The organism is Erythrobacter insulae (assembly GCF_007004095.1).
In the GTDB taxonomy this organism is placed as follows: Bacteria; Pseudomonadota; Alphaproteobacteria; order Sphingomonadales; family Sphingomonadaceae; genus Erythrobacter; species Erythrobacter insulae.
The window spans coordinates 2,373,373-2,397,987 of the sequence record NZ_VHJK01000001.1 but is presented as its reverse complement, the minus strand read 5'-3'; the positions used below and the strand labels follow the sequence as shown (position 1 = coordinate 2,397,987).

Sequence of the window (24,615 nt, the reverse complement as noted above, 5' to 3'; positions counted from 1 at the left end):
CTAGAGGTGATCAGGAATTATCGACCGCCCCCTTGTTGAGACAGTATGTATTCCATTTGTTCCACAAGAACAAGTGCGGAACAAAATTTTTGTTGGATTAGCAGTTTTGGGGTTCAATCCCGCATGTAACTGCGAATTTTCCAGCGGAATTCACGGGTCGAGTTGGCGGCAATTGTCAATTCCACCGTATCAAAGCCGTTCTTCACCTGCTGCTTTGCACCGCTTGCACGAATGTCCCATTGACCCGATTCGCCTAACAACAGACGGATTTTGATGTCGTGAGGATTGGCGTTGCGAATGTCAGCGCTCATTTTGACCCATTTCGTCCCGATATTATTTGGATCGAGCTCTTCTTCGATCCTGCCGCAACTGAGGTTGACCTGGTTGCTCTGCGGCAGGTCCAATTCAATGTCTTGGCCGCTGGCATAATCGCGTAGATCCGTACGTGCCACAACCTGCAGACCAAATGCGCCGGCCTCATACAGGGTCATTTTACCTTGTGGCAGAGCGATGCCTAATCCCTTTTCCTCGTTATTCTTGGTCACCAATTGCATTTCTGCATTCACAAAATCGCTATCGGGAGCGCGCCACGAATAAGGGCTGCATGCATAGATATAGAGCAACCGGGCACGCACATTTTCACGATTGAGAAAGGCGACCTGTTTCAAACCCTGCGCTGAAACGGTGACGCGTTCGGGAACGCGGTACAGCTTAAGATCGCCCAGCTGCTCTTCAGATGCAGACATCACAGAAGGCGTGCCCGCCGCCATCATACTGGCTTTCGCACTGCGATTGCCTGTTACCATGATCGGCGCGGCATCTTGAAAAGCCATGGGTGGAGGCGCAGGAAGCGGACGCGGAGATCCATAATCTTGGACGGGAGAGCCTATGCTCGTACTGCCTAGGGGGTAACAGGTAAGGCGCAGCGGGCTCGCCACGGGCGGATCAGCCAAACCTTCAAAATCGCTTTCGATATTGAGGGTACCCGCAACAACCAAAAGCTGGGCATCTTCGAATGACTGCCCATTGTCATTCACCAGACTAAGCCAGCTAAGCAAGCTCATCTGGAACTCTTGGGAATTGTTATCGCCAGGCCCCGGCTTCTCGTTGAGGATGGCGATATAGTCCGCCTGCCAATCAAAGCCCCACGCGAGATAGGTCAAGGTGACATCAAAGGTGCCGCCGCTATCATCTTGCGTATCGATGGAGAAAACGGGCTTCGCAGATAAGCCCGATGGCACGGCGTCAAATGTAAGGGTTTCGGGAATACCGGCACAGCGTACCGCTTCAAAACCAGCGCCTGATTGCAGAACCAAACCACCATCCGCTCTCGTTCGCACAATCGCTTGCTGCGAAACCGGTTCGCCGGTGGCTGGATTGGTACGGGTTACCGTGATCCTGTTACCGAGCGCCCCGTTCACCAGCGCCGCCGGCGACAAAAGCTCAGCATTGCGATTCTTTTCAATCGTGCCGCCCGGCAGACCGGTTACGATTGCGCTGACCGCAACCATGCCTTCGGCGACATTATCGAAACGAATGGTGGAATGGCCGACCGGAAGCGTGACGGTGCGGGTTTCGCTGATCATAGCGAAGCCTTCGGGCCAATCGGCATCCATTTCATCACCCACACCGCGCGTGGGATCGCGATAGATTGTGACCGAAATATCCGTCGGCGCAGACGCATCGACGACTTGCCGCTCCTGCGCCGATGCCTTCACGCAGGACAAAGCAGCAAACAAGAAGAGTCCAGCAAAGCGCATAGCGTTCGGCATCTCGGCGAACTCAATAACGCGTTTCGAAAGTGACCCGAATGACCCGTTCACCTTCAGCAGGAACCGGGACAATCCATTTGCGCCGATCGTAATTGATCTGCTCGCCTATGATATCCTCGCTCACGACACGGTAATCATTGGCCCACCAAGACCGGTTTAACCCGCTTTGAGTCAAATCAACCTCAATCGGTTCATTCTTCGCGTTGGTAAGGGTGTACCGCATGGTCGTGCGGTAAAATTGTCTGGGCCGCTCGACATCTACTTGTTGAACCACCTCGCCCTCTTCGATGACGCGGTAACGGGCTGACCGCTCCCACTCCGAAGACGTTATCGTTTCACGTTTTTCAACCTCGGCCTGAACCGTAATATCGAAAGCATCGCCGGTCGCGAGCGAAAGCTCGCTGCCCATTGGCGTATGGCCAATCGAATTTTCGCCAATGAACTGCGGCGTTCCCTGACTATCCCGCTGGTAGAAGCGGACTGTACCAGCAGGCAGTGCATCGCCGAGGCCCTGATCCCGTGACGAGGAAAACGCAATTGCGCTGGTAACGTTGACAGGGTTTCGGTCATTACTGCGCCACCCGATATCGCGTGTGTAGACTTTTCGCGCAGGAACGCCCTGGACGTCCAGAAAGCTGACCTGTTTCGTTTGCGCGTTTGCTATCGTTGTGCGCCCTGTAATCGGATAAAGGTAGAAATCCCCAAGCCGCTCCCGGTTCGCGCTTTGAGTTCCCGGATTGATAGTTCCGCGAGTGCTACCAAAGGGCCGCCTTCCCGATCCATTGGGATTGCCTGCGACCAGAAGCGTGTTGGCGTTATGAAACGTCGTGCCCGTCTGATTGGTAAGCGTGACCCAGCCTTGCATGTCGATCGTATCGCTATCCTCATTGTAAAGCGCGACATAATCCGACGACCAGCCCAGACCGCCTGACAGGTACCGCAGCGAAACCGGACGTGAGCCAGCACGCTGGCTATCGATATTCACAGAAAGAGTCGGTCGAGCGCGCAGGTTGGCCGGCACACGGTCGAAAATAACGCGCACTGGAAGGCCATCGTCACGCAGCACTTCAATCCGGTTGCCAATCCGCACGACCACACCGCCTGCGGTCGAAAGCACTTTGGCACGCTCACGCGTTTCTATTCCGGTTGCAGGATTGGTTCGCAGCAGCGTGACCGTTTGACCAATCGCTTTTTCCATCAGCTTCGTCGGCGTCAGAAGGTCAAAGTCAAAGTTCTGCTCTATGATGGTTGTGCCGGGCGCATAGAAGCTGAGTGTTTCGGGCTGAATACGCGCCGAAACATCGGGAAACTCTACTTTGCTGCGATTTCGCGCAATCTCGATTTCACGCACATCTTGAATCAGGGCGAGATTGTTGTTGTAGATTGTTACCGAGACGTCACCTTGAGCGGTCTGGTCTGGATCAGGCACGCCTTGCGATAAAGCGCCCGTCGCACCCAGCGCACTTGCGGCCAAAGCGGCGACTTTTACGACATGCAGATATGACTTGGTATTCATGTTGGACCCTCCCCAGCGATCATTTGCCGGACACGATAGCGCGTGAAACAATATGCGCAATGAACAGCGGTTGGATCGACGGTTCATAATCCGGAAGGCTGATTTCAATCCTTCGCAGCGCCTGATCGAGACGATTGCATCACCGCCGATACCTTGTCGCTTATTTCCGCGACGCTGAACGGCTTGGCGATAAAGTGCATGTCTGGAATATCGATATCCTTACGAAGCTGCTCTTCGGCATAACCGGACATAAACAGCACAGGCAAATGCGGATTGCTGGCCCGAATTTCGCGGACCATCGCGGGTCCATCCATACCGGGCATCACTACGTCGCTGACGATAAGATCGAATTCACCGCCTTCGGTGATTGCCTCCAATCCTTCTTCGCCGCCGGGACATGCTGTGATTTCATATCCCGCCCGCGCCAGAGCCCGTTCCGCAACCGCGCGTACCATGTCTTCGTCTTCGACAAGCAAGATCTTGCCACCGCCAGACCATTGCGAGGATACAGGCTCCGGCGCTGGCCGGCGTTTGGGCGCTTCACCGCGGTGAACCGGGAAATAGACGGTAAAGCGTGCGCCCGTTTGCAGACCATTTGAATCGCTAATGTTATCTGCGAACAAGAAGCCGCCTGATTGTTTCACGATACCGTATGCCGTCGACAGCCCGAGGCCAGTGCCCTTCCCCTTTTCTTTGGTGGTAAAGAAGGGTTCGAACAATTTCGGGAGCACATGCACCGGAATACCGCCGCCGGTGTCCTGAACGATTAAGACCGTATAATCGGCAGGCGGCAAAATTTCAGAGCCCAGTTTCAAGACCTCTTTGGCCTGAATGCTGCGTGTAAGCAGCGAAATACGGCCTTCACCCCTGCCGTTGGACTGGATGGCGTCGCGCGCATTCACGGCGAGGTTCATAATGACTTGTTCAAGCTGCTGCGGGTCGGCCCGCACCGCACCAAGATCGCGGTCATGCTGGACAAAATAGTTGATCTTTTCGCCCAAGAGCCGTTTTATGAGCGGACCTACTTCGCTCACGACGTCAGGCAGCTGCAATATCTCTGGCCGCAAGGTTTGCTGGCGCGAAAACGCGAGCAGCTGACGCGTTAGCGAGGCAGCGCGGTTAGAGTTAGCCCGGATCTGCTGGATATCATCATAATCACTGTCACCCGGCGTATGGCGCAGCAACATGAGATCACAAGTACCGATTATCGCAGTGAGGACATTGTTGAAATCATGGGCAACGCCGCCGGCCAACTGCCCGACAGCCTGCATCTTTGTCGCCTGCGCCACTTGCCTTTTCAGCTGCGCTTCTTCGCTGGAATCGGTCAGGCTAAGCAGCACCGCCGCATCACCCAATCCACGCACCCCAGCAAGGCCGAGAGATACGGTTTCTTCGGGCTGAGACGTAAGCCGCACAGGAATGTCGCCGCTGGTCGCAGGGCCTCGGCCGTGACGGCGCACCGCATCGGACAGCGCGGCCTTGTCTTCGCGCACCACCAGATCGGTCGGGAATGCCGGAAGCCCTTTTCCTTCGCGCTCTACAGACCGCAAGAATGCTTCATTCCCGAACAGAAACCGTCCATCACGGTCCGTCATCGCGAGGCCCAATGGCAGCTGTGCAAGCAAAGCCTCCAGCTGAGCAACTCCGGCCTGCGCCGAGCCATCCCAGCCGCTGCCAATGCCGACCCCGCTGTCGATCAAAAGCATCAATGTCGCACTGGCGTCTGGCTCCGCCGACCGTGCAACAACCGGGTCCAGCAAAGGCACATCCACCAGCGTCTGAGGCGTACCGCCCCGCCCTTCGCGCGAAAAGAATATCCGGTCGCGGTCGTCAGATCTAAGGAACGACACGAAATCCTGACCGGCGAGCGTCGCGGTTGCGTCTCCCGCAGCGCGTTCGGCGAACCCGGCACTGACAGATCGAACAACCCCGCCTGCCGTAATGATCGACGTTTCAATTCCCGCTCGGCTCAGCATCCGGCCAAACGGCCCAGACAGATCAATATCTTCGATCGCGTCGGCGGCGTCTCCTTGAAGTTTTACAAACCTCCAGATCAAATGATCCTCGCCGCGTCCGGCGCGCGTCACATTTACGCGCCAGTCCTCCAAAGTGGATGCGGTAGACATTTCCTCCAACTGGCCTGATCCATCGCGCCACGCCTTTCTCGCGAGACGAGTCATCGCCTCGAGCGCGGCGCGTTCCAATGGCAATGAGGGCGGTGCGCTGCCGACACCGAACGTTTCGACAAAAACGGTATTGGCACAAACCAGCCGGTTTGCCCGATCTGTAATCGCAATTGCCGTGCCATCATCGCCGGCATCAATGGCCGCAAAGGTAACAGCCCAATCAGGCGCGGTATCGGTCGCAGCCTCTGGCTCTGATCTTGCTTTATCGAATACAAATAATCCGCCAAGCAATACGCAAAGCCCAAGCGCGAATGTAAGGGAAATCACGCCATCGCCCGTCACTGCGAAAAGCAAACCTGCGCTTACGAGCAATGCCGCGAGAATGGCTCCAAACATAAGCGAACGGCCAGAGAGACCTGCAATCGCCGGTCCTCCTCCATCCAAATGCAATTTATCCCACCCGGCCAAGTGCGCTCAATCCCAAATCATTACAATCGCGGCGACTGCGCGAAGCTTGCTAACTCTAGTTCGCGTTTAGGCGCTGGTCGAGGCGGGCTTCCATCTGTTTCAAACGTTTTGCCCGCCTACGTGCAACTAGGATGCGCCATATCGCGCTGGATAGAAGATATCCCGCAGTGGAGGAGACAATCGCCAAGACCAGAAATCCGACCACTGTCACGCCTGCGACCTGGAACGCATCGATCACCCATTGCCAGGCGCCGCTCTCTAACTGTTCCGATGCAACGCCCGTGGTTGCTGCATCCAGTTGCAACATGAACTGACCCACTTTGTTTGCGAGGACCGCCCAAAACGCGATTGTGAACGGGTTAGTTACAAACGTCACAAGCGCAGCCAGAGGCACATTTGCACGCGACGGCAAGGCCAGAAAGGCAGCCAGAAATATCTGCCCCACCGGAATAATAAACGCCGAGAAAAGGCCCAGAGCGACACCGCGCGGTACAGAACGCCGCGTAAACCGCCACAATTCAGGGGTAAGAAAACGATGCGCGATTGGCCGCAGATATTTGTTGCGTGCCATCTCTTCTCGTTTGGGCATGAATTTGCGGATCAAGTCCGCAGCCCAAGTTTTTGACTTCGAAGGTTTGCGCGCAGGTCTCATAGCCGGAACGGCTCTCTGCTCTTACAAAAGAACGGACGCAAGGTGGCGTCATCAAGAATCGGAGCAGCAGCCATAAAGTTCCATATGGGTAGCCTTGGGCATCTGACCAGTGGCTTAATTCGCTCTCGGCAAACTGCTGTAATTTTTTAGCTCCGGTCGCGCATCAAACGCGCCTTGTCCCGTTTCCAATCGCGCTCTTTTACAGATGCGCGTTTGTCATGGGCCTGCTTGCCTTTGGCAAGCGCAAGTTCGACCTTGGCCCTGCCCGTTCCATTGAAATATATCGATAGCGGGACCAGCGTCATGCCTTTCCGCTCAACTGCTCCGAATACTTTGCCAATTTCACGGGCGTTGAGCAGCAATTTGCGCGGCCGGCGTGGTTCATGATTAAGCCGGTTGCCGTGGCTGTATTCCGGGATGTTGGAATTGATCAGCCAAACCTCGCCGTCTTTCACTTCGGCATAGCTTTCGGCGATTGTCGCCTGTCCCGCCCTTAACGCTTTCACCTCGGTACCGTGCAAAGCCAGACCGGCTTCAAACTTGTCTTCGATGTGATAATCAAACCGCGCGCGACGATTTTCCGCGACGGTTTTCTGTTTGTCAAAAACGGGTGGTTTCGGGCGTGCCATGATTGCCGCGACATAGGCATTGTTTCCGGTTTCGCAAAGCCCCTGCGGCGACTTGCGCTATTCACTCGACCGCTCTCATCAAAACGGGGTAAGGGTTTCGCCTGCGCATCGAGCGCGACCGTGGAGATAAGAAATGCATCAGCCGCAACCGGCCCCATTCACAATAGCCGGCCAATCTGTTGCGCCCGGCACCGCAGAGAATGTGTCGATCCCGATCACGACAATGGTCACAGGCTACAACTCCCATCTCGCCGTGCGCGTCTTCCACGGATCGAAACCCGGCCCGATAGTTTTCGTTAGCGGAGCGATTCATGGCGATGAAATCATTGGCACCGCTATTGTTCAGCGCCTGATCCAGGAACTGGATCCGCAATCACTTAGCGGAACGGTCATGTTGATCCCGGTGAGTAACATTTTCGGATTTATCAGCCACAGTCGATATCTGCCCGACCGGCGTGACCTTAACCGGTCATTTCCCGGCTTCGCCAATGGTTCGCTGGCTGGGCAGCTCGCGCATGTCTTTTTCAGCGAGATTGTCAGTCGTGCATCTCTGGGGATCGATATCCACTCTGCGGCCGTCCATCGATACAATTTGCCGCAAATTCGAATTGATGCCGGCAGCGAGCGATTAACAGAGCTCGCCATGGTGTTTGGCGCGCCCGTTGTCATCGAAAGCCCCGTGCGGGAGGGTTCCCTGCGCGCTCTGGCAAAGGCGGAAGGCGTTGAGATGCTTCTTCTCGAAGCTGGAGAGGCCTTGAGGTTCGATGACTTTTCCATGGAGACGGGAACATCAGGTGTTCTGCGGGTTCTGGGCCATCTCGGCATGATTGATGCCGTTGAAAACACCGCACCAAAAGGCTCACCTGCGCGTTCAAAGAAAACCCAATGGGTCCGGTCTGCCAGAGGCGGGGTCGTTCATAATTCGAAAACGTCGGGTGACCCTGTTCAGGAGGGAGACCTTCTCGCCACAGTCGTCGGATTATTCGGCGAAGAACCGGAAGGAATTTATGCACCTATCGACGGGATCGTAATCGGTCATGCCACGCTGCCCGTTGTGCATCAGGGTGACGCCTTGTTTCATATCGCAAGCGTTGCGAATCCTGAGCGTGTGGGCGCCCGAATTGAAGGCATGAACGAAGCAATCCTGTCGAGCGACCCGGAAGGTTTTGCAGAGACGCTGCTGGATGAAGATGAAGTTATCTAAATCAGCCCGGCATGCTCAAGCGCCTCGTCCACGGCTCTTCGTGAAGCTTCACTTGCATTGACCAATGGCAGGCGAACATCAGGCTGAAACCAGTCATGCACCCGGCTCAGGGCGTATTTCACCGGAGCGGGCGAGGCATCTGAGAACATCGCATAATGAAGCGGGAACAGGCGATCATTGAGCTCACGCGCTTTTGACAGTTCGTTCGCGGAAATCGCGGCCTGAAACTCGGCGCACAGTGCAGGAGCGACATTTGCGGTAACCGAAATCGCGCCTCGCCCACCCGCGGCATTGTGCGGCAGCCATAATTCGTCATTGCCTGACAGCTGGCAAAAATCTTTACTGAGGCCCATGCGGTGATCGGCAACACGCGAAAGATCGCCACTCGCGTCTTTTATCGCAACAATGCGATCAGGATACTTTTTGACCAATGCGACGACTGTTTCGTCTTCGATGTCGGTCACAGTCCTGCTCGGCACGTTGTACAATACGATCGGCAACGTCGTGTTTTCCGCCAAATAACTGAAATGGGCGATCAACCCTGCCTGGCTGGGGCGATTGTAATAGGGAGCCACGCACAGTCCGGCGGCCGCGCCCGCTTTCTTTGCAAATGTCATGTGAAGAACAGCATTGATTGTATCGTTACTGCCGCAGCCTGCGATCACTGGAACGCGCCCGGCGGCCTGCTCAATACAGACTTCTACCACCCGGTGATGTTCCGCGTTTGACAAAGTAGAGGCTTCGCCGGTCGTGCCGCATGGGACCAAAGCAGCGCTGCCTTGCTCTATCTGCCATTCAACCAATTGCCGAAAAGCCGCTTCGTCAAACGATCCATCGCGAAAAGGAGTCGCCAGAGCGGGAATTGATCCGCTAAACATTGCTTTATTCCTAGTTACGTCAATTATGTTTCAAAACAGGGGGCAATGATGTCCCGCTGCATACACGTTCAGCGCCTGATAAGGAGCCCATCGGCATTATGTCCAGCATGGCCTTTAAAATACGTACAAATCCGATCGCCCTCGCCGCTCTTGCAACAGCAAGTTTTGCGGCACTTTCAACCCCGTCTTCAGCGCAGATTAGCGGAGACGACAGGCGCGGAAATATGGTTGCGCAGCAACCAAGCGCGATGAATTCGGCGTTGGCGCGGTGGGAATTGCTGCATGCCAACGCGGAATTGGGATTTACCGATTACGCCGGCTTTGCATTGCGCTATCCCGATTTCCCGCGCACTTCCGTACTGCGTTTGCGCGCAGAAAGCGCGCTCGACAATGAGGCACCAAGACAGGCCGACTTGCTCAGCTTCTTTGATGCGCATCCGCCGCTCACCAATTCGGCACGCGCCCGATATGCTCTTGCGTTGGCAGGCGCGCAGCGTTCTGAGGCCTTGACTGTCGCACGCGGCGCATGGCGCGATGGCACGATGAGCGGCCCTTCCGAGGCGTACCTGCTCGGTCTATTCGGATCGCAATTTACGGCGGACGATCACACCGCACGCATGGACGCACTGCTATGGCAGAGCAACGTCGAAGCGGCCGCGCGTCAGATCATCAACATCCCTGAAAGCCAGCGCGCAATGGCGATGGCGCGATTGGCGTTGATCCGCGGAGCAACGCCGCAGGAAGCCGGCTTGGCTGTGCCCGCTGATGCTTTGAGCGATGCTGGATATGTCTTCAATCTGGTGAATTTCTACCGCGCGAAGAATCGCAATTTTGACGCGATTCAGCTTCTTTCCAGTCGACCGAACGCCAATGCCCCTGCGTTCAATGCAGAAGACATGGTCGGTGATATGCTGGCCGTCGCCAAAGGAGCGAGCGCTGCGGATACGGTGCGCATCGCGAGCAGGATTGATGATCTGTTCGTGCCGGGCGAGGACATTTCAAAGGGTTCATTCCGTTTACGCGATCGTTACACCGATCTCATGTGGATGGGCGGCACAAACGCCTTGTGGCGGCTTGGCGATGGCGCCCGGGCTGCTCCTATATTCGCTCGCTATGGCTCGGCTGCGCGCACGCCGCTTACTCGGGCAAAAGGCTTTTACTGGGCAGGCCGCGCCGCGCGGCAGGCCGGAATGCAAGCAGAAGCGAACCGTTATTTTGAAATGGCCGCGGTTTACCCGCACTATTATTACGGTCAGCTCTCTATTGCGGCGCTGGGTAAGACCATGCCCGATTTCGGTCAGCTTCCTGCGCTACAGATTGACGCTGCCACCCGCGCAGAATTCGAAGCCAAGCCTATCGTCAAGGCCATCCGTCATATGGCGCAGAACCGCCGAGACTGGCGTACAGAGAGACGGTTCTTCGAGGCTATCGGTGAAGCGGCTGAAACGCCTCAGGAATTGATGCTTGTCCATACTCTCGCCTCCGAAACGGGGCTGGAGGAAATGGCAGTTGTTGTCGGCATGGAAGCAGGCGCAAACGGTCTCGCCGGATTTGAACGTATCGGTTTCCCGACCGTAGACGTCCCGCAAGTTAATGACTGGACCATGGTTCACGCTATCAGCCGTCAGGAAAGCGAATTCGACCGCTTCCGGGTCAGCCATGCCGGTGCGCGCGGGGTTATGCAGCTCATGCCCGGCACAGCGCGCGAACAGGCAGGCAAGCTGGGCGTGCAATATATGTCGGCCAACCTCATCAATTCGCCAAGTTACAACATCCGCCTGGGCGACTCCTACTTTGCCCGGATGATGAATTATTACGGCGGCGCTTATCCTTTGGCGGTCGGTGCATACAATGCCGGTCCCGGACGCGTGAACCAATGGCTACGGCTAAACGGCGACCCGCGTAAAGGCGAAATCGATTGGGTAACTTGGGTTGAGAAAATTCCGGCCAATTTCGAAACTCGGTATTACATCATGCGGGTCATCGGAAACGCTGTCAGCTATTCCCACATGTATCCCGAACAGGCGGGTATGCCGCGCACGGTCGATACGTTTCTTCCGTAACCGACCGTAATGGCATCCAAACCGGGCCCTCCCATCACACCGCATGGCATGGCGGAGCTGAAATCGCGGTATGACCATTTGCTCGGTAAAGAACGCCCGGAGATCGTTGAAATTGTCAGCTGGGCAGCAGGCAATGGCGACCGCAGCGAGAATGGCGATTATCTATACGGTCGAAAGCGGATGCGGGAAATCGACCGTGAATTGGGCCATCTTGCGCGCCGGATGAAAACTTTGCGCGTGGTCAATCCGGTTGATCAGCCCGACAAAAACAAGGTTTTCTTCGGCGCGACTGTGAAACTGGCAGACGAGGACGACACAAGAAGAACGGTCACTCTGGTCGGCGATGACGAACAAGACGCGGACAAGGGCAGGATCGGTTGGAACTCTCCGATGGCCAAAGCTCTGAAAGGCGCATCGGTCGGCGATTTGCGAATCGTCAAGCTCCCCGGCGGGGCAAAGGAGTGGGAAGTGATGGCCATTGATTATGCGTAACGTGCTGTGCCTTATGGGTCTTGGCGCTGCTGCAGCAATTGCGGGTCCTGTCGCGGCAAAGGACAGCCTCGGCGTTTATTCGAATTGGGCCGCGTTTCGCGATGCAGAAACACCGCGTTGCTATGCCATCGCAAAACCTCGCGGGACTGCGAAAAACGGTTCCTTTGCCAGTATCGGAACATGGCCAGATCAGAACATCCGCAATCAAGTGTATTTTCGGCTTTCACGCGCGGCGCAGGCAAACGCTTCGCTGCGGGTCCGGATCGGCACGACCAATTTTGAACTTGTCGCCCAAGGCCGCAATGCATGGGCAGCCGATCGACAGACCGATGCAGCGATTGTGGCCGCTCTCCGATCGGCAAGCGCGATGCGCGTGTCCGGCGGCGGAATATCGGATAGATATGACCTGAGCGGCGTAGCAACCGCGATGGACGCCGCGATTGTCGGCTGCGCTGAACTATAGCCGTCTGGTCAAATCAGGCAGGCGCTATTATATGCGCGGATAATCATGGCAACCAATGAACTCATGTCGATCCCCGGTCAGGTGGATCCAGTACCTGTCGCTCGGGATATCACGCCGCGTGCGGATGGCCGCGTTGATCTGATGGGTTTACCCAAATCCCGCATTCTCGAGCTATTCGCGGAAGCCGGATTGGATGCCAAACAAGCCAAACTTCGGTCAAAACAGGTTTATCACTGGCTTTACCATCGCGGAGTGACCGATTTCGAGGCGATGACCGATATCGGCAAGACCATGCGTCCTTGGTTGGACGAGCGTTTTGTAGTCGGTCGGCCCAACATTGTTGAGGCCCAACATTCGACCGATGGAACCCGCAAGTGGTTGCTCCAAACCGATGACGGCCACGATTTTGAGATGGTCTTTATTCCTGACGCCGATCGCGGGACGTTGTGCATTTCCAGCCAGGTCGGCTGCACACTTAACTGCACATTCTGCCACACTGGCACAATGCGATTGGTGCGAAATTTGACGCCGGGCGAAATCGTTGGCCAGGTTATGCTGGCGCGCGATGCATTGGGTGAATGGCCCAAAGGCCGGATGGATGGGCTCGAAGACGAAGAGGATACGGGGCATTATTCGGCTGATGGCCGTTTGCTGACCAATATTGTCCTAATGGGCATGGGCGAGCCACTGTATAATTTTGATAATGTGCGCGATGCCATGAAGCTGGTGATGGATGGCGAAGGGCTAGCCCTTTCCAAACGCCGTATCACGCTTTCAACAAGCGGCGTTGTCCCGATGATGGGGCGCTGCGCGGCCGAAATCGGCGTCAATCTGGCGATCAGCCTTCATGCCGTCACAAAATCGGTGCGCGACGAGATTGTACCGCTCAATCGCAAATACGGGATTGAAGAGCTGCTCCAAGCCTGCGCCGATTATCCGAAAGCATCGAACGCACGCAGGATTACGTTTGAATATGTCATGTTGAAGGACAAAAATGACAGTGACGAGGACGCGCATGAGCTTGTCCGGCTGCTCAAGCAATTTAATCTGCCTGCAAAGGTCAACCTGATCCCATTCAACCCTTGGCCGGGCGCTGAATATGAATGCTCCACGCCCGAGCGGATCAAGAGCTTTTCCAACATCGTCTTCGAAAATGGCATCAGCGCCCCTGTAAGAACGCCGCGTGGCCGCGATATTGATGCCGCGTGCGGACAACTGAAAACGACGGCGCAAAAGAAAAGCCGCGCAGAGCGTGACAGGGAAGCGGCGGTGGCACCCGAAGGCGTGTGAGCATCGATAAAGCCACTTACGATTTCTATCAGGGCCAGGCCCCGCATTATTCGCTCAACCCGGCCCTTGGCCCAAGCCGCCACCTCGATGCGTTTCTAGACCGGCTTTCACCTGCTGCAGAAATCCTTGAGCTTGGCTGCGGCGGCGGAAGAGATGCCGCTCATATGATTGAGCGCGGGTTCAAAATCGATGCGACCGACGGGATACCGGCAATGGTCAGAAAGGCGAATGAACGCCACGATTTGAACGCACGGCTTATGCAATTCAGCGAATTATCGGCCTATGCTGCGTATGACGCTATTTGGGCTCATGCCTGCCTGCTCCATTGCCCCCGGGCAGAATTGCCCAGCGTCTTGACCCGTATCCACACCGCCATTCGGCCAGGCGGATTTCATTATGCGAGTTTTAAACTGGGCGACGGCGAAGGCCGCGATTTGCTGGGCCGGCTGCATAATTTTCCAACACCCGAATGGCTGCGCGAAACATTTTTCGCCGCGCAATTCGCTGTCGTTGCAGAGGATATTTTTGCCGGCAAGGCATCAGATGGTACGCAGCGCGATTGGATGGCGTTGACGGTAACGAAATCATGAAGCGGACCGTAGAGGCGATTTGTACGGGCACAGCCCGCCCATTCAACGGCGCAGAAACGAGCGCCATCGCCAAGCGCCCGCGCGATGGTACGATTCAAATTTTTCAAGATGGATTTGCGCCCGATGAGCAGGCCGATCGGCGGGTGCATGGCGGCCCTCAAATGGCAATTCACCTCTATCCGCTTGATCATCACGAGTTTTGGCGGGACATGCTCGGTCCGATCAATCTGCTCGATGAACCCGGTGCATTCGGGTCCAATCTTGCAGTTCGCAATCTGACTGAAAGGGACGTCCATATCGGTGATCGGTTCCGCTTGGGCAGCGCTCTGATCGAGATCAGCCAGCCGAGGCAGCCTTGCTGGAAAATCGAGCGTCGCTTTGAGGCGGTTAGCGCGTCAGTAGGCATGGTGGCCAAAATCGTTTCTAGCGCCCGGTGTGGCTGGTATTTTCGAGTGTTGGAAAACGGCGAGGCAAAGGCTGGTGATCCTTTGGAACGGATCGAAACGGGCGATCTGGAATGGTCAGTTGAGCGAGCTTTCAAAGCGTTGATCGCCGGTAAAGGGACAGCGGACGAATTGCGCGAACTTTCGCAATTGCCCACCTTGGCCCCCAAATTACGAGCAAAGGCTTTAGCCAAAAGTCTCTGATATTATCATCTCGCCGCACCTCCTAAACGGCCTGACTGGTCGATGGACGATATTGCCATCCGTTCATCTTGCGTTACCTTTGGATGAATAAATAGCGTCTCGAGTTTTGTAAAAATACATGGAAAAATACATGGAGACGCATATGAAATCGCTCGCTTTGATCGCTGCCGCCGGATCGCTAACCGCGCTCAGTGTGCCTTCGCAGGCTGCTGAATTCATAGATATTCCAATAACTTCCGCTATGTCGATAAATGCTTCGGCGGGCCTGACGATGGACCCGCCGCCACATGCAAAGGCTTATGGCAAACGAGCCAAGGACCGCAATCGGCGCATTTACGATGACCGCGGTTACTACGTAGAACCGCGCCGGATATCCCGCGCTGATCGCGTGTGGCGTGGCCGTGACGGCAGATATTATTGCCAGCGTGACAATGGAACGACAGGTCTGATTATCGGCGCCGGTGTCGGAGCATTGGCCGGATCCGAGCTTGCCCGGGACAAGACGCTGGGCGCGGTGCTTGGCGGTGCGGTCGGTGCATTGCTTGGTCGCGAGATAGATCGCGGGTCCATTCGTTGCCGCTAATCTGTCTTTGGAATTACGCACGGCACCGTTGATCGACATGATCGGCGGTGCCGTTTTCCGCTTAGCCATGATTGAATGCCCGCACAGGCGCTGGTAGGCCTTTGGGCGCAATGACCTTACCAGCAGTCCTCATAACCGGCGGCGCGACCCGAATTGGTGCCGAACTGGCCCAAGGTTTTGCTGCGGCTGGTTGGCATGTCATAATCCATTACAATTCATCTGCTGCGCCAGCATTGGCTTTGGCCGAGGAGCTAAAAACTGCCGAGACCGTCCAATGCGATCTCAGCGATGATGAAGCGGCGGTTGCAATGGTCAGGGAACTGGCTGATCGACTGCCTAACTGGCGGTGCCTAATCAATTCCGCTTCGGTTTTTAATTATGATGGTGCAACCAATCTTGATCCGGCAACGAACCGGGAAGCGATGCAAGTCAATGCCCTCGCCCCTGCCCGCATGACACAAGCCTTTCTCGCTCATGCGAAAAGCTCTACGGGTCGCTGCGTCATTCAGATTACTGATATGAAGCTTGCCAATCCCAATCCTGATTTCTTCAGTTACACAATGTCAAAACACGCGCTTGCATCGACTATTGAAATGCTCGCGAAGGCGCCCACTGGCGATCAAGACAGAGTTTACGGCATCGCACCTGGCGCGATCCTCGCCAGCCACGACCAAAGCGAGGACGAAACCGAGCTTTCGCACCGGTTAAACCTGCTCAAGCGAAAGACCAATGCCAGCGAGATCGTCGATGCCGCCCTGTTTCTTAACAGCGGAGCATTGCAGAGCGGGGAGACGGTATTCATCGACAGCGGACAGCATTTGCTGGACCAGAACCGCGATGTGATCTGGCTCGCAAGAGAACACGCGAAGTTGCAGAAAGACCTCGCATGAAACGCCACGGCATACTTACGCGTATTTGGCACTGGCTGAATGCTGTTGCTCTCATTGTGTTGTTTATGTCCGGGCTGAATATCTCGAATGCACATCGATATCTGTATTGGGGCAATTACGGCTTCGACCCAGCAGACGCATGGACCAGTGTGATGCGGTTTCCGGCTTGGGCAACCCTACCCCAACGCTATGATCTGGCTGCGGCTCGCGATTGGCACAGTTTGGCGGCGTGGGTGTTTGCAATGGCGCTTTTGGCGATGTGGGCGGGGAGTCTTGCAAACGGGCATTTCTGGCGCGATTTGCGGACATCGCGGCGCGAGTGGTCCCCCAAATCCATTATTGCAGAGATCAATACCCATCTACGCGGCAAGTTTACCAATCATGATGGCAAATATAACGCCCTCCAACGGATATCTTATGGAATTGTTTTGGGCATATTTTTGCCCATGATGATCTTTACCGGTCTCGCGATCAGCCCCGGATTCGAGCCGGCCGCACCGTGGTTGATCGAAGCATTGGGAGGGCGGCAATCCGCACGCAGCCTTCATTTCATCTTCTCATGGGCGATCTTCGCGTTCTTCCTTGTGCATATTGTAATGGTCCTCGTGTCCGGGCCAGTCTCGCAAATTTCCCAAATGATCACGGGCGGACGACGCAAAGGAGACCAGCATGACTGATATCAAACGTCGCAGTCTGCTGGCCGGGATCGCCGCGCTTGGCACCGGTGCTTGCGCCAAGATTGCCGGCAGCGAGACCGGACAAGACCTTTTCGATACAGCAGAGGATTGGCACCGCGCCGCGCAAAGGACCCTTGCCGGGCGCCAGCGTCTTGCACCGGAATATGCGCCAGAGGATCGCTCACCCACCTTCAAAGGCAATGGCTCTTTAACGGTGGATACGCCGCAATATCGATCGGAATTGGCCAACGGGTTTGCGAACTGGCGCCTGTCGGTAAGCGGGCTTGTTGAGGTACCGCTTAGCCTGTCGATGGAACAATTGCGCGCCCTGCCCCAGCGCACCCAGATCACGCGCCACGACTGCGTCGAAGGCTGGAGCGCGATTGGGGAATGGACAGGTCCGCAGCTATCAACGCTGCTTGATCAGGCGAAAGTACAGCCTCAGGCAAACTTCATCGTTTTTCGCTGCGCCGATACGCTGTACGGGCGCGATTATTACGAAAGCGTGGATATGATCGACGCCTATCATCCCCAGACCATTGTCGCCCATCTGATGAATGGCAAAGCCATACCTGAGAAAAACGGCGCCCCCCTTCGAATGAGAATAGAGCGGCAGCTTGGCTATAAACACGCCAAATATCTGACCGGTGTCGAAGCAGTGGCCAGCCTGGACGATATCGGAGACGGCAAAGGCGGGTTCTGGGAAGATATCGGCAATTACCAATGGTATGCCGGGATCTGATCACGTTTCAGGATACATCCTGTTCATCGCATCCCAGCATTTGCCGATAATCTTTTCGAGCACATGCAGATCAATATCGCCGAGCTTGTTTATATAGACGCAGCTTGCGCCGGTCTTGTGCTTGCCCATCTTTTCGAGCAGCGCATCAACCTTTTTGCCGGTTTGCTCGTCGCAATACCTGCCCATCAAATATAGCGAATGTTTGGCTTTACGCGGGCTAAACCCGGTACGCATTGAAACGCCTTCGCGCCCGCTGTCATACTTATAGTGATAACTGCCATATCCGATCATAGTCGGGCCCCACATTTGCGGCTGCTCGCCTGTCACCTCCCGAAACAACGCATCGAGAATCATTGCGTCCTCCCGTTTGGCCGGGGGCTCGACACTCTCGATGAACTGTTCAACCGATATCTCGGTTGGTCGTGTTTTTGCGTCCGTCATACCGCATTATTGCTCCGAATATTGACAGCGTCAAAGCGATGGCATTTGATGCATCAGAAAGTCTTCGTAAAACGGAGAGATTATAATGAGCATCGCATTGCTTAACACATTTCTTTCGGGCGCAATCACGCACGGGAGGCTTGGCGTGGTTTTCGCGGATGGTTCATCGCGGACATACGGGACCGCTAAAGACGGCTTTCCAGAAATCGTAATCCGGTTCGCAGATGACAGAGTACCGCGCGATATCGTGATGGACCCTCGCTTGGGCGCAGCCGAAGCTTTCATGGATGGCCGTCTGATTATCGAAGATGGCGATGTAATGGGCCTCGTCACGCTTCTGCGGGCCAACGACAGATGGGAACGGGGCGATGATAATCTGCGCCCCAATCTGGTCCGGCGTTTGCTCAATCAAGCCAGTTTTGCCGCAGATAGGCTAAACAACGCGGTTCGTTCTAAAAACAACGTCGCGCATCATTACGACATTGGCAACGATCTGTACGCGTTGATGCTGGATGAAAAGCATTGGCAGTATAGCTGCGCCTATTGGCCAAATGACGATATGACTTTGGACGAGGCGCAGACAGCAAAGCTTGCGCATATCGCAGCTAAGCTGGCCATTAAGCCGAAACAGACAGTGCTCGATATCGGCTGCGGTTGGGGTGGCATGGCGATATTCCTCGCGGAGCAATACGATGTCCATGTTACCGGCATTACCCTCTCCGAAGAACAAATTGCCCTCGCCCGTAAACGCGCGGCGGATGCCGGTGTGGCGGACAAGGTCAGCTTTGAACTCGTCGATTACCGTGACTTTGCCAAAGCCGGTCAAAAGTTTGACCGGATCGTTTCCGTTGGCATGTTCGAACATGTTGGACAGCCGCAATTTGAATCTTTTTTCGAAGCATGCGGGAATCTGCTCAGCGAAGACGGCGTAATGCTTCTTCATACGATCGGCCGCCTCGGGTCGCCGGGCTCGACCGACGCGTTCACGCGCAAATATATCTTTCCCGGCGGCTATATTCCCGCATTGTCCGAGACTGTCGAAACGTCGGAAAAATTCCGAATCATGGCCGCCGATGTCGAAACCCTTCGGCTGCATTACGGCAAGACTTTGCGGTGCTGGTACGCCAACTGCGTGGCCAACAAAGACGCCATCATTGCGATGTATGATGAACGCTTTTTCCGGATGTGGACGTTCTACCTTGCCGGCGCGGCAACCGTTTTCGAACATGGCGGTATGTGCAATTATCAAATCCAGTATGTCCGCAGCCGTCACGCTCTTCCCATCACCCGCGATTATATCGAGGCCGAGGAACGCCGCTTGCTTGACAAGTAGAGTGCCGGCTGCAAACGCGCGGCCTCCATAAGAAAGCACATTATGTCCGATATCAAACGCGTCGTTCTCGCCTATTCCGGCGGCCTTGATACCAGCGTCATCGCCAAATGGCTGACCGTTGAGCGCGGGCTGGAAGTGGTCACGTTCACCGCTGACCTTGGTCAGGGTGAGGAAATTGAACCGGCCCGCGAAAAAGCCCGCGCCATGGGCATCCCTGACGAACATATTTTCATCGAGGATGTTCGCGAGGAATTTGTCCGCGATTATGTATTCCCCATGATGCGCGCGAACGCCCGGTACGAAGGCGATTATCTGCTCGGCACGTCGATCGCGCGCCCGCTTATCTCCAAACGACTGGTCGAAATTGCCCATGAAACAGGCGCTGATGCAATTGCCCACGGAGCGACAGGCAAAGGCAACGATCAGGTTCGTTTTGAACTGTCCGCCTATGCGCTTGATCCCAATATCCATGTCATAGCCCCGTGGCGCGAATGGGATTTGACTAGTCGCACCGCGCTCATTGAATGGGCAGAAGCGCATCAGATAGCCGTGCCAAAGGATAAGCGCGGCGAAGCCCCCTTCTCCACCGATGCAAACCTGCTGCACACTTCTTCCGAAGGCAAAGTTCTGGAAGACCCGTGGCAGGAAACGCCCGACTATGTTTATTCGCGCACCGATCATCCGGAAGACGCGCCCGACACACCCGAGTACATCGAGATCGGCTTTGAACGGGGAGACGGCATTTCTTTGAATGGCGAGGCAATGTCGCCTGCTACGCTTTTGACTGCGCTGAATGGATTGGGTCGTACGCACGGCATCGGGCGGCTTGATCTGGTCGAAAACCGGTTTGTCGGTATGAAATCGCGCGGAATGTATGAAACGCCTGGCGGCGAGATCTACGCCCGCGCCCACCGCGGCATTGAACAGATCACGCTCGATGGCGGCGCGGCGCACCTCAAAGACGAACTGATGCCGCGTTATGCTGAGCTGATCTATAACGGTTTCTGGTTCAGCCCGGAGCGCGAAATGCTTCAGGCTGCGATCGATCTGAGCCAGCAAAAAGTAACCGGTACGGTGCGTCTTAAACTCTACAAAGGCGTTGCCAGTGTGGTCGGGCGCAAGTCCGCTCATTCGCTGTATTCCGAAGCGCACGTTACGTTTGAGGATGATGCTGGCGCTTATGACCAACATGATGCGGAAGGCTTCATCAAACTCAATGCGCTGCGGTTGAAACTGCTCGCAAAGCGAGATCGTTAAGACTCGCGATCCAAATGCGGGTGTGAAGCCCCTATTATGTCTGATCACCAGTTTCAATGGCGCTTAGGTCGCGCAATTGCGACGGCCTGTTGAGTTTTCCACCGCCGTCCACAAGTGATATTGCAAAAAGTGGATAACTCGTTCCTCCGACCCTTGCCGAAACACGGAATCGAGCGCACTTTCTATTTGTCTTCGGGACAAAAGAAATTGAAAAGCACCCCGCAAGGGATTGTTTAACAAGGACTTTAACGTAACGAAGATGCGATGACATCTGTCCACGCGCTTTCTTAGGGATGGCCTGCAAAAGACTTCGGTTCAATGCAAGCTGACTTGTTTGACGAAGGTGCGAAGCGATGAAATCGGAAAGACCAATGGTCTGGTCCGCATTCGAGGAAGTGGAAGGGTGAAACCGGAAACTGCCGTTTGAGAAAGCAGGCAATAACAGGCAATCGGTCTCGGCTTAGCCCTAGGGGAAGCTGTGCAGGCGGAAGGCTTCGGCACAAAGCGAGCACGGTAGACCGCAAGCGAAAGTCGTATGCCAGAGCGAGCGCTGGTTATTGAAATTCCAGATCCTTCGGGAAATGCGAAGACAAGACCAGATGCCAAGCTCATTGAAGAACGCGAGAAAACCGGCTTGCCGGAGGACGCGCGAGAAACGATGACCACGCCTGGTAAGAGTGGGGTCGGCAGCAATGCCGGCCCCATTTGCTTATGGGCTATTGATCATTCGGCGGTCCTCCCCCCTTTTCGACGTTCAATTTATCGCAATTCGAATCCTTTCGGCGCAATTCAGTGCGCCATTTGCGCTGGTCCACACCGGCCGTATTTGATCTGAAGCACTTTTTCTCGCTATACCCCCAGGCCATGGGAGTAGGAAAACGATCCGTGCGGGTGAAACATCTCGCACCCTTCGCCGCGCTGCTTTGCGCATCAACGGGTTTGTCCGCGCAGGACGATGCTGACGCGTCGGGTTCTGACCGAACGCCGATGTCCGCCAGCTATCCGCAGCCCGAACCACCGTTTTCAGACGTGTTCGAGCCGTTCTCAACATCCCGGCCCGATCTCAATGTTCCTTCCAGCGCGGTCGATCTCGACGCGTTTGAACCGCCTTTGGAACCCGAAGAATCCACACGGAATCTGGGGACCGGTGTTGCTTCGTATTATGGCCGCCGGTTTCATGGACGGCTGACCGCGAATGGTGAGCGGTTTAATATGAACGCGATGACCGCGGCCCATAAAACGCTTCCCTTTGGAACGAAGGTCCGCGTGATCAATGCCCGCAACGGCCGCAGCGTGGTTGTGCGGATCAACGATCGCGGGCCGTTTATCCGGGGCCGCACCATTGATTTGTCGCGCGGCGCGGCCCGAAAACTCGGCATGATTTCGCGCGGCCACGCCAGCGTGAAGATGGAAATTATCGAATAATTCAGCGGCCTACCCCCTGTAGGGAACAGATGACAGATCGGCGATGTGTCATCCGGTTCCTACAGAGCTTTATCGTGCATTTTTAGAGACTTGCCCGTGTAGGAGACGGGTGACGTTTTTTGTTTTTCGCAGCGCATCCGCGCTGCAATGTCCTCGCGCCTGCGGCGCTGCGGGCGGCCGGTCGGCCTTGCGGCGCTTTGCGCCGTGCTGCGCGTTTTTTGTTTCCGCAGCGCATCCGCGCTGCGATATCCTCGCACCTTCGGTGCTCCGGGCGCGCGGTCGCGCTTGCGGCTGCTGCGCGTTTTTTTCCGCAAGCGCATCCGCGCTGCGATGTCCTCGGCCCTTGCGGGCCTGCGGGCGGCCGGTCGGCCTTGCGGCTGCTGCGCAGCCGAGCTCCGCCGCTCCATTTCGGCGGTGTGCCAAGCGTCTGGGCGCGAGTTTGCGGGGTCGCGCCTTGCCGCAGGGCGCGAGGCCTATGGCTTGGAATGGCCGCGAGCCGCAGGCGAGTGCAAGGGCGACTGCCCGCCCGAGCTTATGCGAGGAAGCTAGGGGCACGGATGTGCCCCGCCCGCAGGGTCCAAACAAAAAACTCCTCACCTCTTGGTCAAACCTCTGAGGCACTCAACCCCAACCAAGCACAACCCCCGCGCATTATCGCCCAAGCAGCACGCGCTCATTATGGGCGATCTGCGCAAGATGCTCCGGCGTCATCGAAGCACCCCGCCCAATGCGCCCCGCATCAATATGAGCCTGCCACTCACGCTGATGCGCGTAGGCGTCACGGTCGCGCGGATGCGAGGACGGGGAAATGGGCGGAAGGTGTGAGGTTTTGGGCATAGTGGAGAGTCCTTGTTGTTGCGCACGCCATCCGGCGTGCGATGTCCTCGCTCACACGGCCTAAAGGCCGCATCGCTGCGGACGCGCGGTCGCGCTTGCGACCCTGCGGGCCGTTTGGACTCTTTCAGTTAGGGTAATTTGGGCGAGTAGGAAAATCGACTTCGATCAAACAGACAGCCTACACTAGACCTTCTTTCCAGTATATTTTGTATCAAACACGGTTTTTCCGGTCACTACGTCAATCATTCCCGCATCGACCATCTTTCGCAGAATGTGCTTCATTGAGTTTTCTGATCCGATATTGGTGATTTCGCGAGCTTGTTTGTTCACGATGAATTCGTTGCATTCTAAAAATTGCATGATCAGCGTCTCTGGAGACGCGAGTGACTCATGCTTCAAAGTCACGACAACATTCATTCCTTGCTGCCTAATGACTGGATCGACTAGACGCATAGTGGCCATCGCTTCAAAAGCCGTGTTAAGTCCTTCGCCTACATCTTTATTCGGTGGATTAGGAAATTTGTTTATCAGGCGCACTATCGTTCCGTTCCTAGAGTAGCGTTCTTGGAGAATGTTTTGTGGCGTAATGTGCGCAGGTAGAAGACCAGGGCTTTGAACTTCCACCCTGTTGTCAAAAATCCGAATATGCACATCGTCCGGCACACTGTAATCGCGATGTAATATGGCATTCGTCACAATTTCATGAAGTGCTTCTTTGGGATACTTAGCTCTCACAAGCCCTTCGGAGGTCATAATCTCAATACCCTCGATCTGCCTCACCGTCTCTGAAACGGCCTCCTTGATCAGGTCGTAAGCACAGCCTTCGATCGTAATTGGATCGTACACCAGAAAGGAACGTTCGCTCTCATCCCGCGTCTGATAGCGATAGATTTTAACCCCAGAGCGTTTTGGCAAAAGCGCTTGTGGCTCTTCAGCAAAGAGCATGACCCCGGCGACCGATGGCTTACCCTCGCGTATAAGCTGTTGTTTCTTTAGCCAGCGAGTAGGATTTGCCGACGGAATGACATTTGCAACAAACCGCTCTGTAACTTCAGAATCTACTATCACGTCTGGATCAGTATTTAAGACCTCACTTTCGAATGAGGCGAGACCCTTATTTCTTTTTAAGCGTTCCAAAGATGGTTGGTCAGTTTGTGGAAGATTTTGCGCACCGCGGCGAAGGTAGGCTTTGTTATCGCTTGCAACACAAATATCGTGCGACTTCTGAGTTTCCACTTTTAGAACGTATCCAACGTAGCTTTCAGACTCCAGAAAGGTGTAGTCGAAGCCGTTACCCAGTGGAAACAATCCCTCCAGCGCTTGAATTAGTCCATTGGCATCTTCGAAAGTAGCGAAGCCCTGCCATTCTCTGGGACTATCCTCTATACCAATGTAAACCTCGCCACCATCTGCATTTGCAAAGGAACTTATAGTACGTGTAATCTTCGCGGGGCTGATATCTTTGGATTTTAAGTCTGCGAAATGACCTTCTTCGAGGTTTAAAATTACTTCCACCTCAGACTGTAATATTTTTCGTGGTATCATCTTAACTCCAAGGCGGCAGAAAGCCTAAACTTATAATAATACTCTGCCACCAATATCAAATTAAAAAAATCGCCTGAGTGAATGACGTCTGAAAT

General features: G+C 55.3%; 23 protein-coding genes. 14 read left to right on the top strand and 9 right to left on the bottom strand.

Annotated features, from left to right (window positions below; all coding sequences use genetic code 11):
* Nucleotides 1-113: 113 nt before the first annotated feature.
* The 5 genes from FGU71_RS11225 to smpB all read right to left on the bottom strand — a co-directional run bounded on the left by FGU71_RS11225 (nucleotide 114) and on the right by smpB (nucleotide 7,163).
* Nucleotides 114-1,772 carry a DUF4139 domain-containing protein gene (locus FGU71_RS11225; RefSeq protein WP_185960279.1) on the bottom strand — a complete coding sequence of 553 codons (1,659 nt, stop codon included), beginning with the start codon at nucleotides 1,770-1,772 and terminating at the stop codon, nucleotides 114-116.
* A 10-nt stretch (nucleotides 1,773-1,782) separates the two neighbouring features.
* On the bottom strand, nucleotides 1,783-3,288 hold the full coding sequence (locus FGU71_RS14130; RefSeq protein WP_234035729.1) for a DUF4139 domain-containing protein: 1,506 nt from the start codon (nucleotides 3,286-3,288) through the stop codon (nucleotides 1,783-1,785).
* Between the two features lie 104 nt (nucleotides 3,289-3,392).
* The gene (locus FGU71_RS11215; RefSeq protein ID WP_142788646.1) at nucleotides 3,393-5,810 is read right to left on the bottom strand and encodes a response regulator; all 2,418 of its coding nucleotides are present in this window, start codon (nucleotides 5,808-5,810) and stop codon (nucleotides 3,393-3,395) included.
* A gap of 127 nt (nucleotides 5,811-5,937) precedes the next feature.
* Entirely contained in the window at nucleotides 5,938-6,453 is a 516-nt protein-coding gene (locus FGU71_RS11210) for a DUF2062 domain-containing protein (RefSeq protein ID WP_234035728.1), read from the bottom strand.
* A gap of 227 nt (nucleotides 6,454-6,680) precedes the next feature.
* Nucleotides 6,681-7,163, bottom strand: a complete 483-nt coding sequence (gene smpB, locus FGU71_RS11205) for an SsrA-binding protein SmpB (protein ID WP_142788644.1) — start codon at nucleotides 7,161-7,163, stop codon at nucleotides 6,681-6,683.
* A 133-nt stretch (nucleotides 7,164-7,296) separates the two neighbouring features.
* Between smpB and FGU71_RS11200 the strand changes: the two genes are divergently transcribed.
* Nucleotides 7,297-8,367 carry a succinylglutamate desuccinylase/aspartoacylase family protein gene (locus FGU71_RS11200; RefSeq protein ID WP_142788643.1) on the top strand — a complete coding sequence of 357 codons (1,071 nt, stop codon included), beginning with the start codon at nucleotides 7,297-7,299 and terminating at the stop codon, nucleotides 8,365-8,367.
* Here the strand turns inward: FGU71_RS11200 and dapA are convergent.
* Entirely contained in the window at nucleotides 8,364-9,245 is an 882-nt protein-coding gene (gene dapA, locus FGU71_RS11195; RefSeq protein ID WP_142788642.1) for a 4-hydroxy-tetrahydrodipicolinate synthase, read from the bottom strand. The genes FGU71_RS11200 and dapA overlap by 4 nt on opposite strands.
* A gap of 98 nt (nucleotides 9,246-9,343) precedes the next feature.
* Here dapA and FGU71_RS11190 point away from each other — a divergent pair, with 98 nt between their 5' ends.
* From FGU71_RS11190 to FGU71_RS11145, 10 genes are all read left to right on the top strand, one after another.
* On the top strand, nucleotides 9,344-11,308 hold the full coding sequence (locus FGU71_RS11190; protein ID WP_325053179.1) for a lytic transglycosylase domain-containing protein: 1,965 nt from the start codon (nucleotides 9,344-9,346) through the stop codon (nucleotides 11,306-11,308).
* Nucleotides 11,309-11,317: 9 nt separating this feature from the next.
* A complete protein-coding gene (greB, locus tag FGU71_RS11185; protein ID WP_142788641.1) occupies nucleotides 11,318-11,800 on the top strand; it encodes a transcription elongation factor GreB in 483 nt (160 codons plus the stop codon).
* Complete coding sequence (locus FGU71_RS11180; protein ID WP_234035726.1) at nucleotides 11,793-12,263, top strand: hypothetical protein; 471 nt, start codon at nucleotides 11,793-11,795, stop codon at nucleotides 12,261-12,263. Before greB ends, FGU71_RS11180 begins: the two co-directional genes overlap by 8 nt.
* A 45-nt stretch (nucleotides 12,264-12,308) precedes the next feature.
* Complete coding sequence (rlmN, locus tag FGU71_RS11175) at nucleotides 12,309-13,553, top strand: 23S rRNA (adenine(2503)-C(2))-methyltransferase RlmN (RefSeq protein ID WP_142788640.1); 1,245 nt, start codon at nucleotides 12,309-12,311, stop codon at nucleotides 13,551-13,553.
* On the top strand, nucleotides 13,550-14,143 hold the full coding sequence (locus FGU71_RS11170; protein WP_142788639.1) for a class I SAM-dependent methyltransferase: 594 nt from the start codon (nucleotides 13,550-13,552) through the stop codon (nucleotides 14,141-14,143). The genes rlmN and FGU71_RS11170 overlap by 4 nt, the downstream gene beginning before the upstream one ends.
* Nucleotides 14,140-14,790: an MOSC domain-containing protein gene (locus FGU71_RS11165; RefSeq protein WP_142788638.1), complete on the top strand. Its 651-nt coding sequence runs from the start codon at nucleotides 14,140-14,142 to the stop codon at nucleotides 14,788-14,790. Before FGU71_RS11170 ends, FGU71_RS11165 begins: the two co-directional genes overlap by 4 nt.
* Before the next feature lie 241 nt (nucleotides 14,791-15,031).
* Nucleotides 15,032-15,373 (top strand): glycine zipper 2TM domain-containing protein, encoded by a 342-nt coding sequence (locus FGU71_RS11160; RefSeq protein WP_407644412.1) that lies wholly within the window; start codon nucleotides 15,032-15,034, stop codon nucleotides 15,371-15,373.
* Nucleotides 15,374-15,483: 110 nt separating this feature from the next.
* Complete coding sequence (locus FGU71_RS11155; RefSeq protein WP_142788637.1) at nucleotides 15,484-16,263, top strand: SDR family oxidoreductase; 780 nt, start codon at nucleotides 15,484-15,486, stop codon at nucleotides 16,261-16,263.
* Complete coding sequence (locus FGU71_RS11150; RefSeq protein ID WP_142788636.1) at nucleotides 16,260-16,940, top strand: cytochrome b/b6 domain-containing protein; 681 nt, start codon at nucleotides 16,260-16,262, stop codon at nucleotides 16,938-16,940. The genes FGU71_RS11155 and FGU71_RS11150 overlap by 4 nt, the downstream gene beginning before the upstream one ends.
* A complete protein-coding gene (locus tag FGU71_RS11145; RefSeq protein ID WP_142788635.1) occupies nucleotides 16,933-17,682 on the top strand; it encodes a molybdopterin-dependent oxidoreductase in 750 nt (249 codons plus the stop codon). The genes FGU71_RS11150 and FGU71_RS11145 overlap by 8 nt, the downstream gene beginning before the upstream one ends.
* Here FGU71_RS11145 and FGU71_RS11140 read toward each other — a convergent pair whose 3' ends face one another.
* Complete coding sequence (locus FGU71_RS11140) at nucleotides 17,683-18,123, bottom strand: DUF1801 domain-containing protein (RefSeq protein WP_142788634.1); 441 nt, start codon at nucleotides 18,121-18,123, stop codon at nucleotides 17,683-17,685.
* 85 nt (nucleotides 18,124-18,208) lie between these two features.
* Here FGU71_RS11140 and FGU71_RS11135 point away from each other — a divergent pair, with 85 nt between their 5' ends.
* From FGU71_RS11135 to FGU71_RS11125, 3 genes are all read left to right on the top strand, one after another.
* Nucleotides 18,209-19,456, top strand: a complete 1,248-nt coding sequence (locus FGU71_RS11135) for an SAM-dependent methyltransferase (RefSeq protein ID WP_142788633.1) — start codon at nucleotides 18,209-18,211, stop codon at nucleotides 19,454-19,456.
* A 42-nt stretch (nucleotides 19,457-19,498) separates the two neighbouring features.
* The gene (locus tag FGU71_RS11130) at nucleotides 19,499-20,713 is read left to right on the top strand and encodes an argininosuccinate synthase (RefSeq protein ID WP_142788632.1); all 1,215 of its coding nucleotides are present in this window, start codon (nucleotides 19,499-19,501) and stop codon (nucleotides 20,711-20,713) included.
* 864 nt (nucleotides 20,714-21,577) lie between these two features.
* Nucleotides 21,578-22,138, top strand: coding sequence for a septal ring lytic transglycosylase RlpA family protein (locus tag FGU71_RS11125; protein WP_142788631.1), 561 nt, complete (start codon nucleotides 21,578-21,580; stop codon nucleotides 22,136-22,138).
* Nucleotides 22,139-22,789: 651 nt separating this feature from the next.
* Here the strand turns inward: FGU71_RS11125 and FGU71_RS11120 are convergent.
* Together FGU71_RS11120 and FGU71_RS11115 are read right to left on the bottom strand one after the other, a co-directional pair.
* Nucleotides 22,790-22,975, bottom strand: coding sequence for a hypothetical protein (locus tag FGU71_RS11120; RefSeq protein WP_142788630.1), 186 nt, complete (start codon nucleotides 22,973-22,975; stop codon nucleotides 22,790-22,792).
* A 183-nt stretch (nucleotides 22,976-23,158) separates the two neighbouring features.
* Nucleotides 23,159-24,520, bottom strand: coding sequence for an ATP-binding protein (locus FGU71_RS11115; RefSeq protein ID WP_142788629.1), 1,362 nt, complete (start codon nucleotides 24,518-24,520; stop codon nucleotides 23,159-23,161).
* Nucleotides 24,521-24,615: the final 95 nt, after the last annotated feature.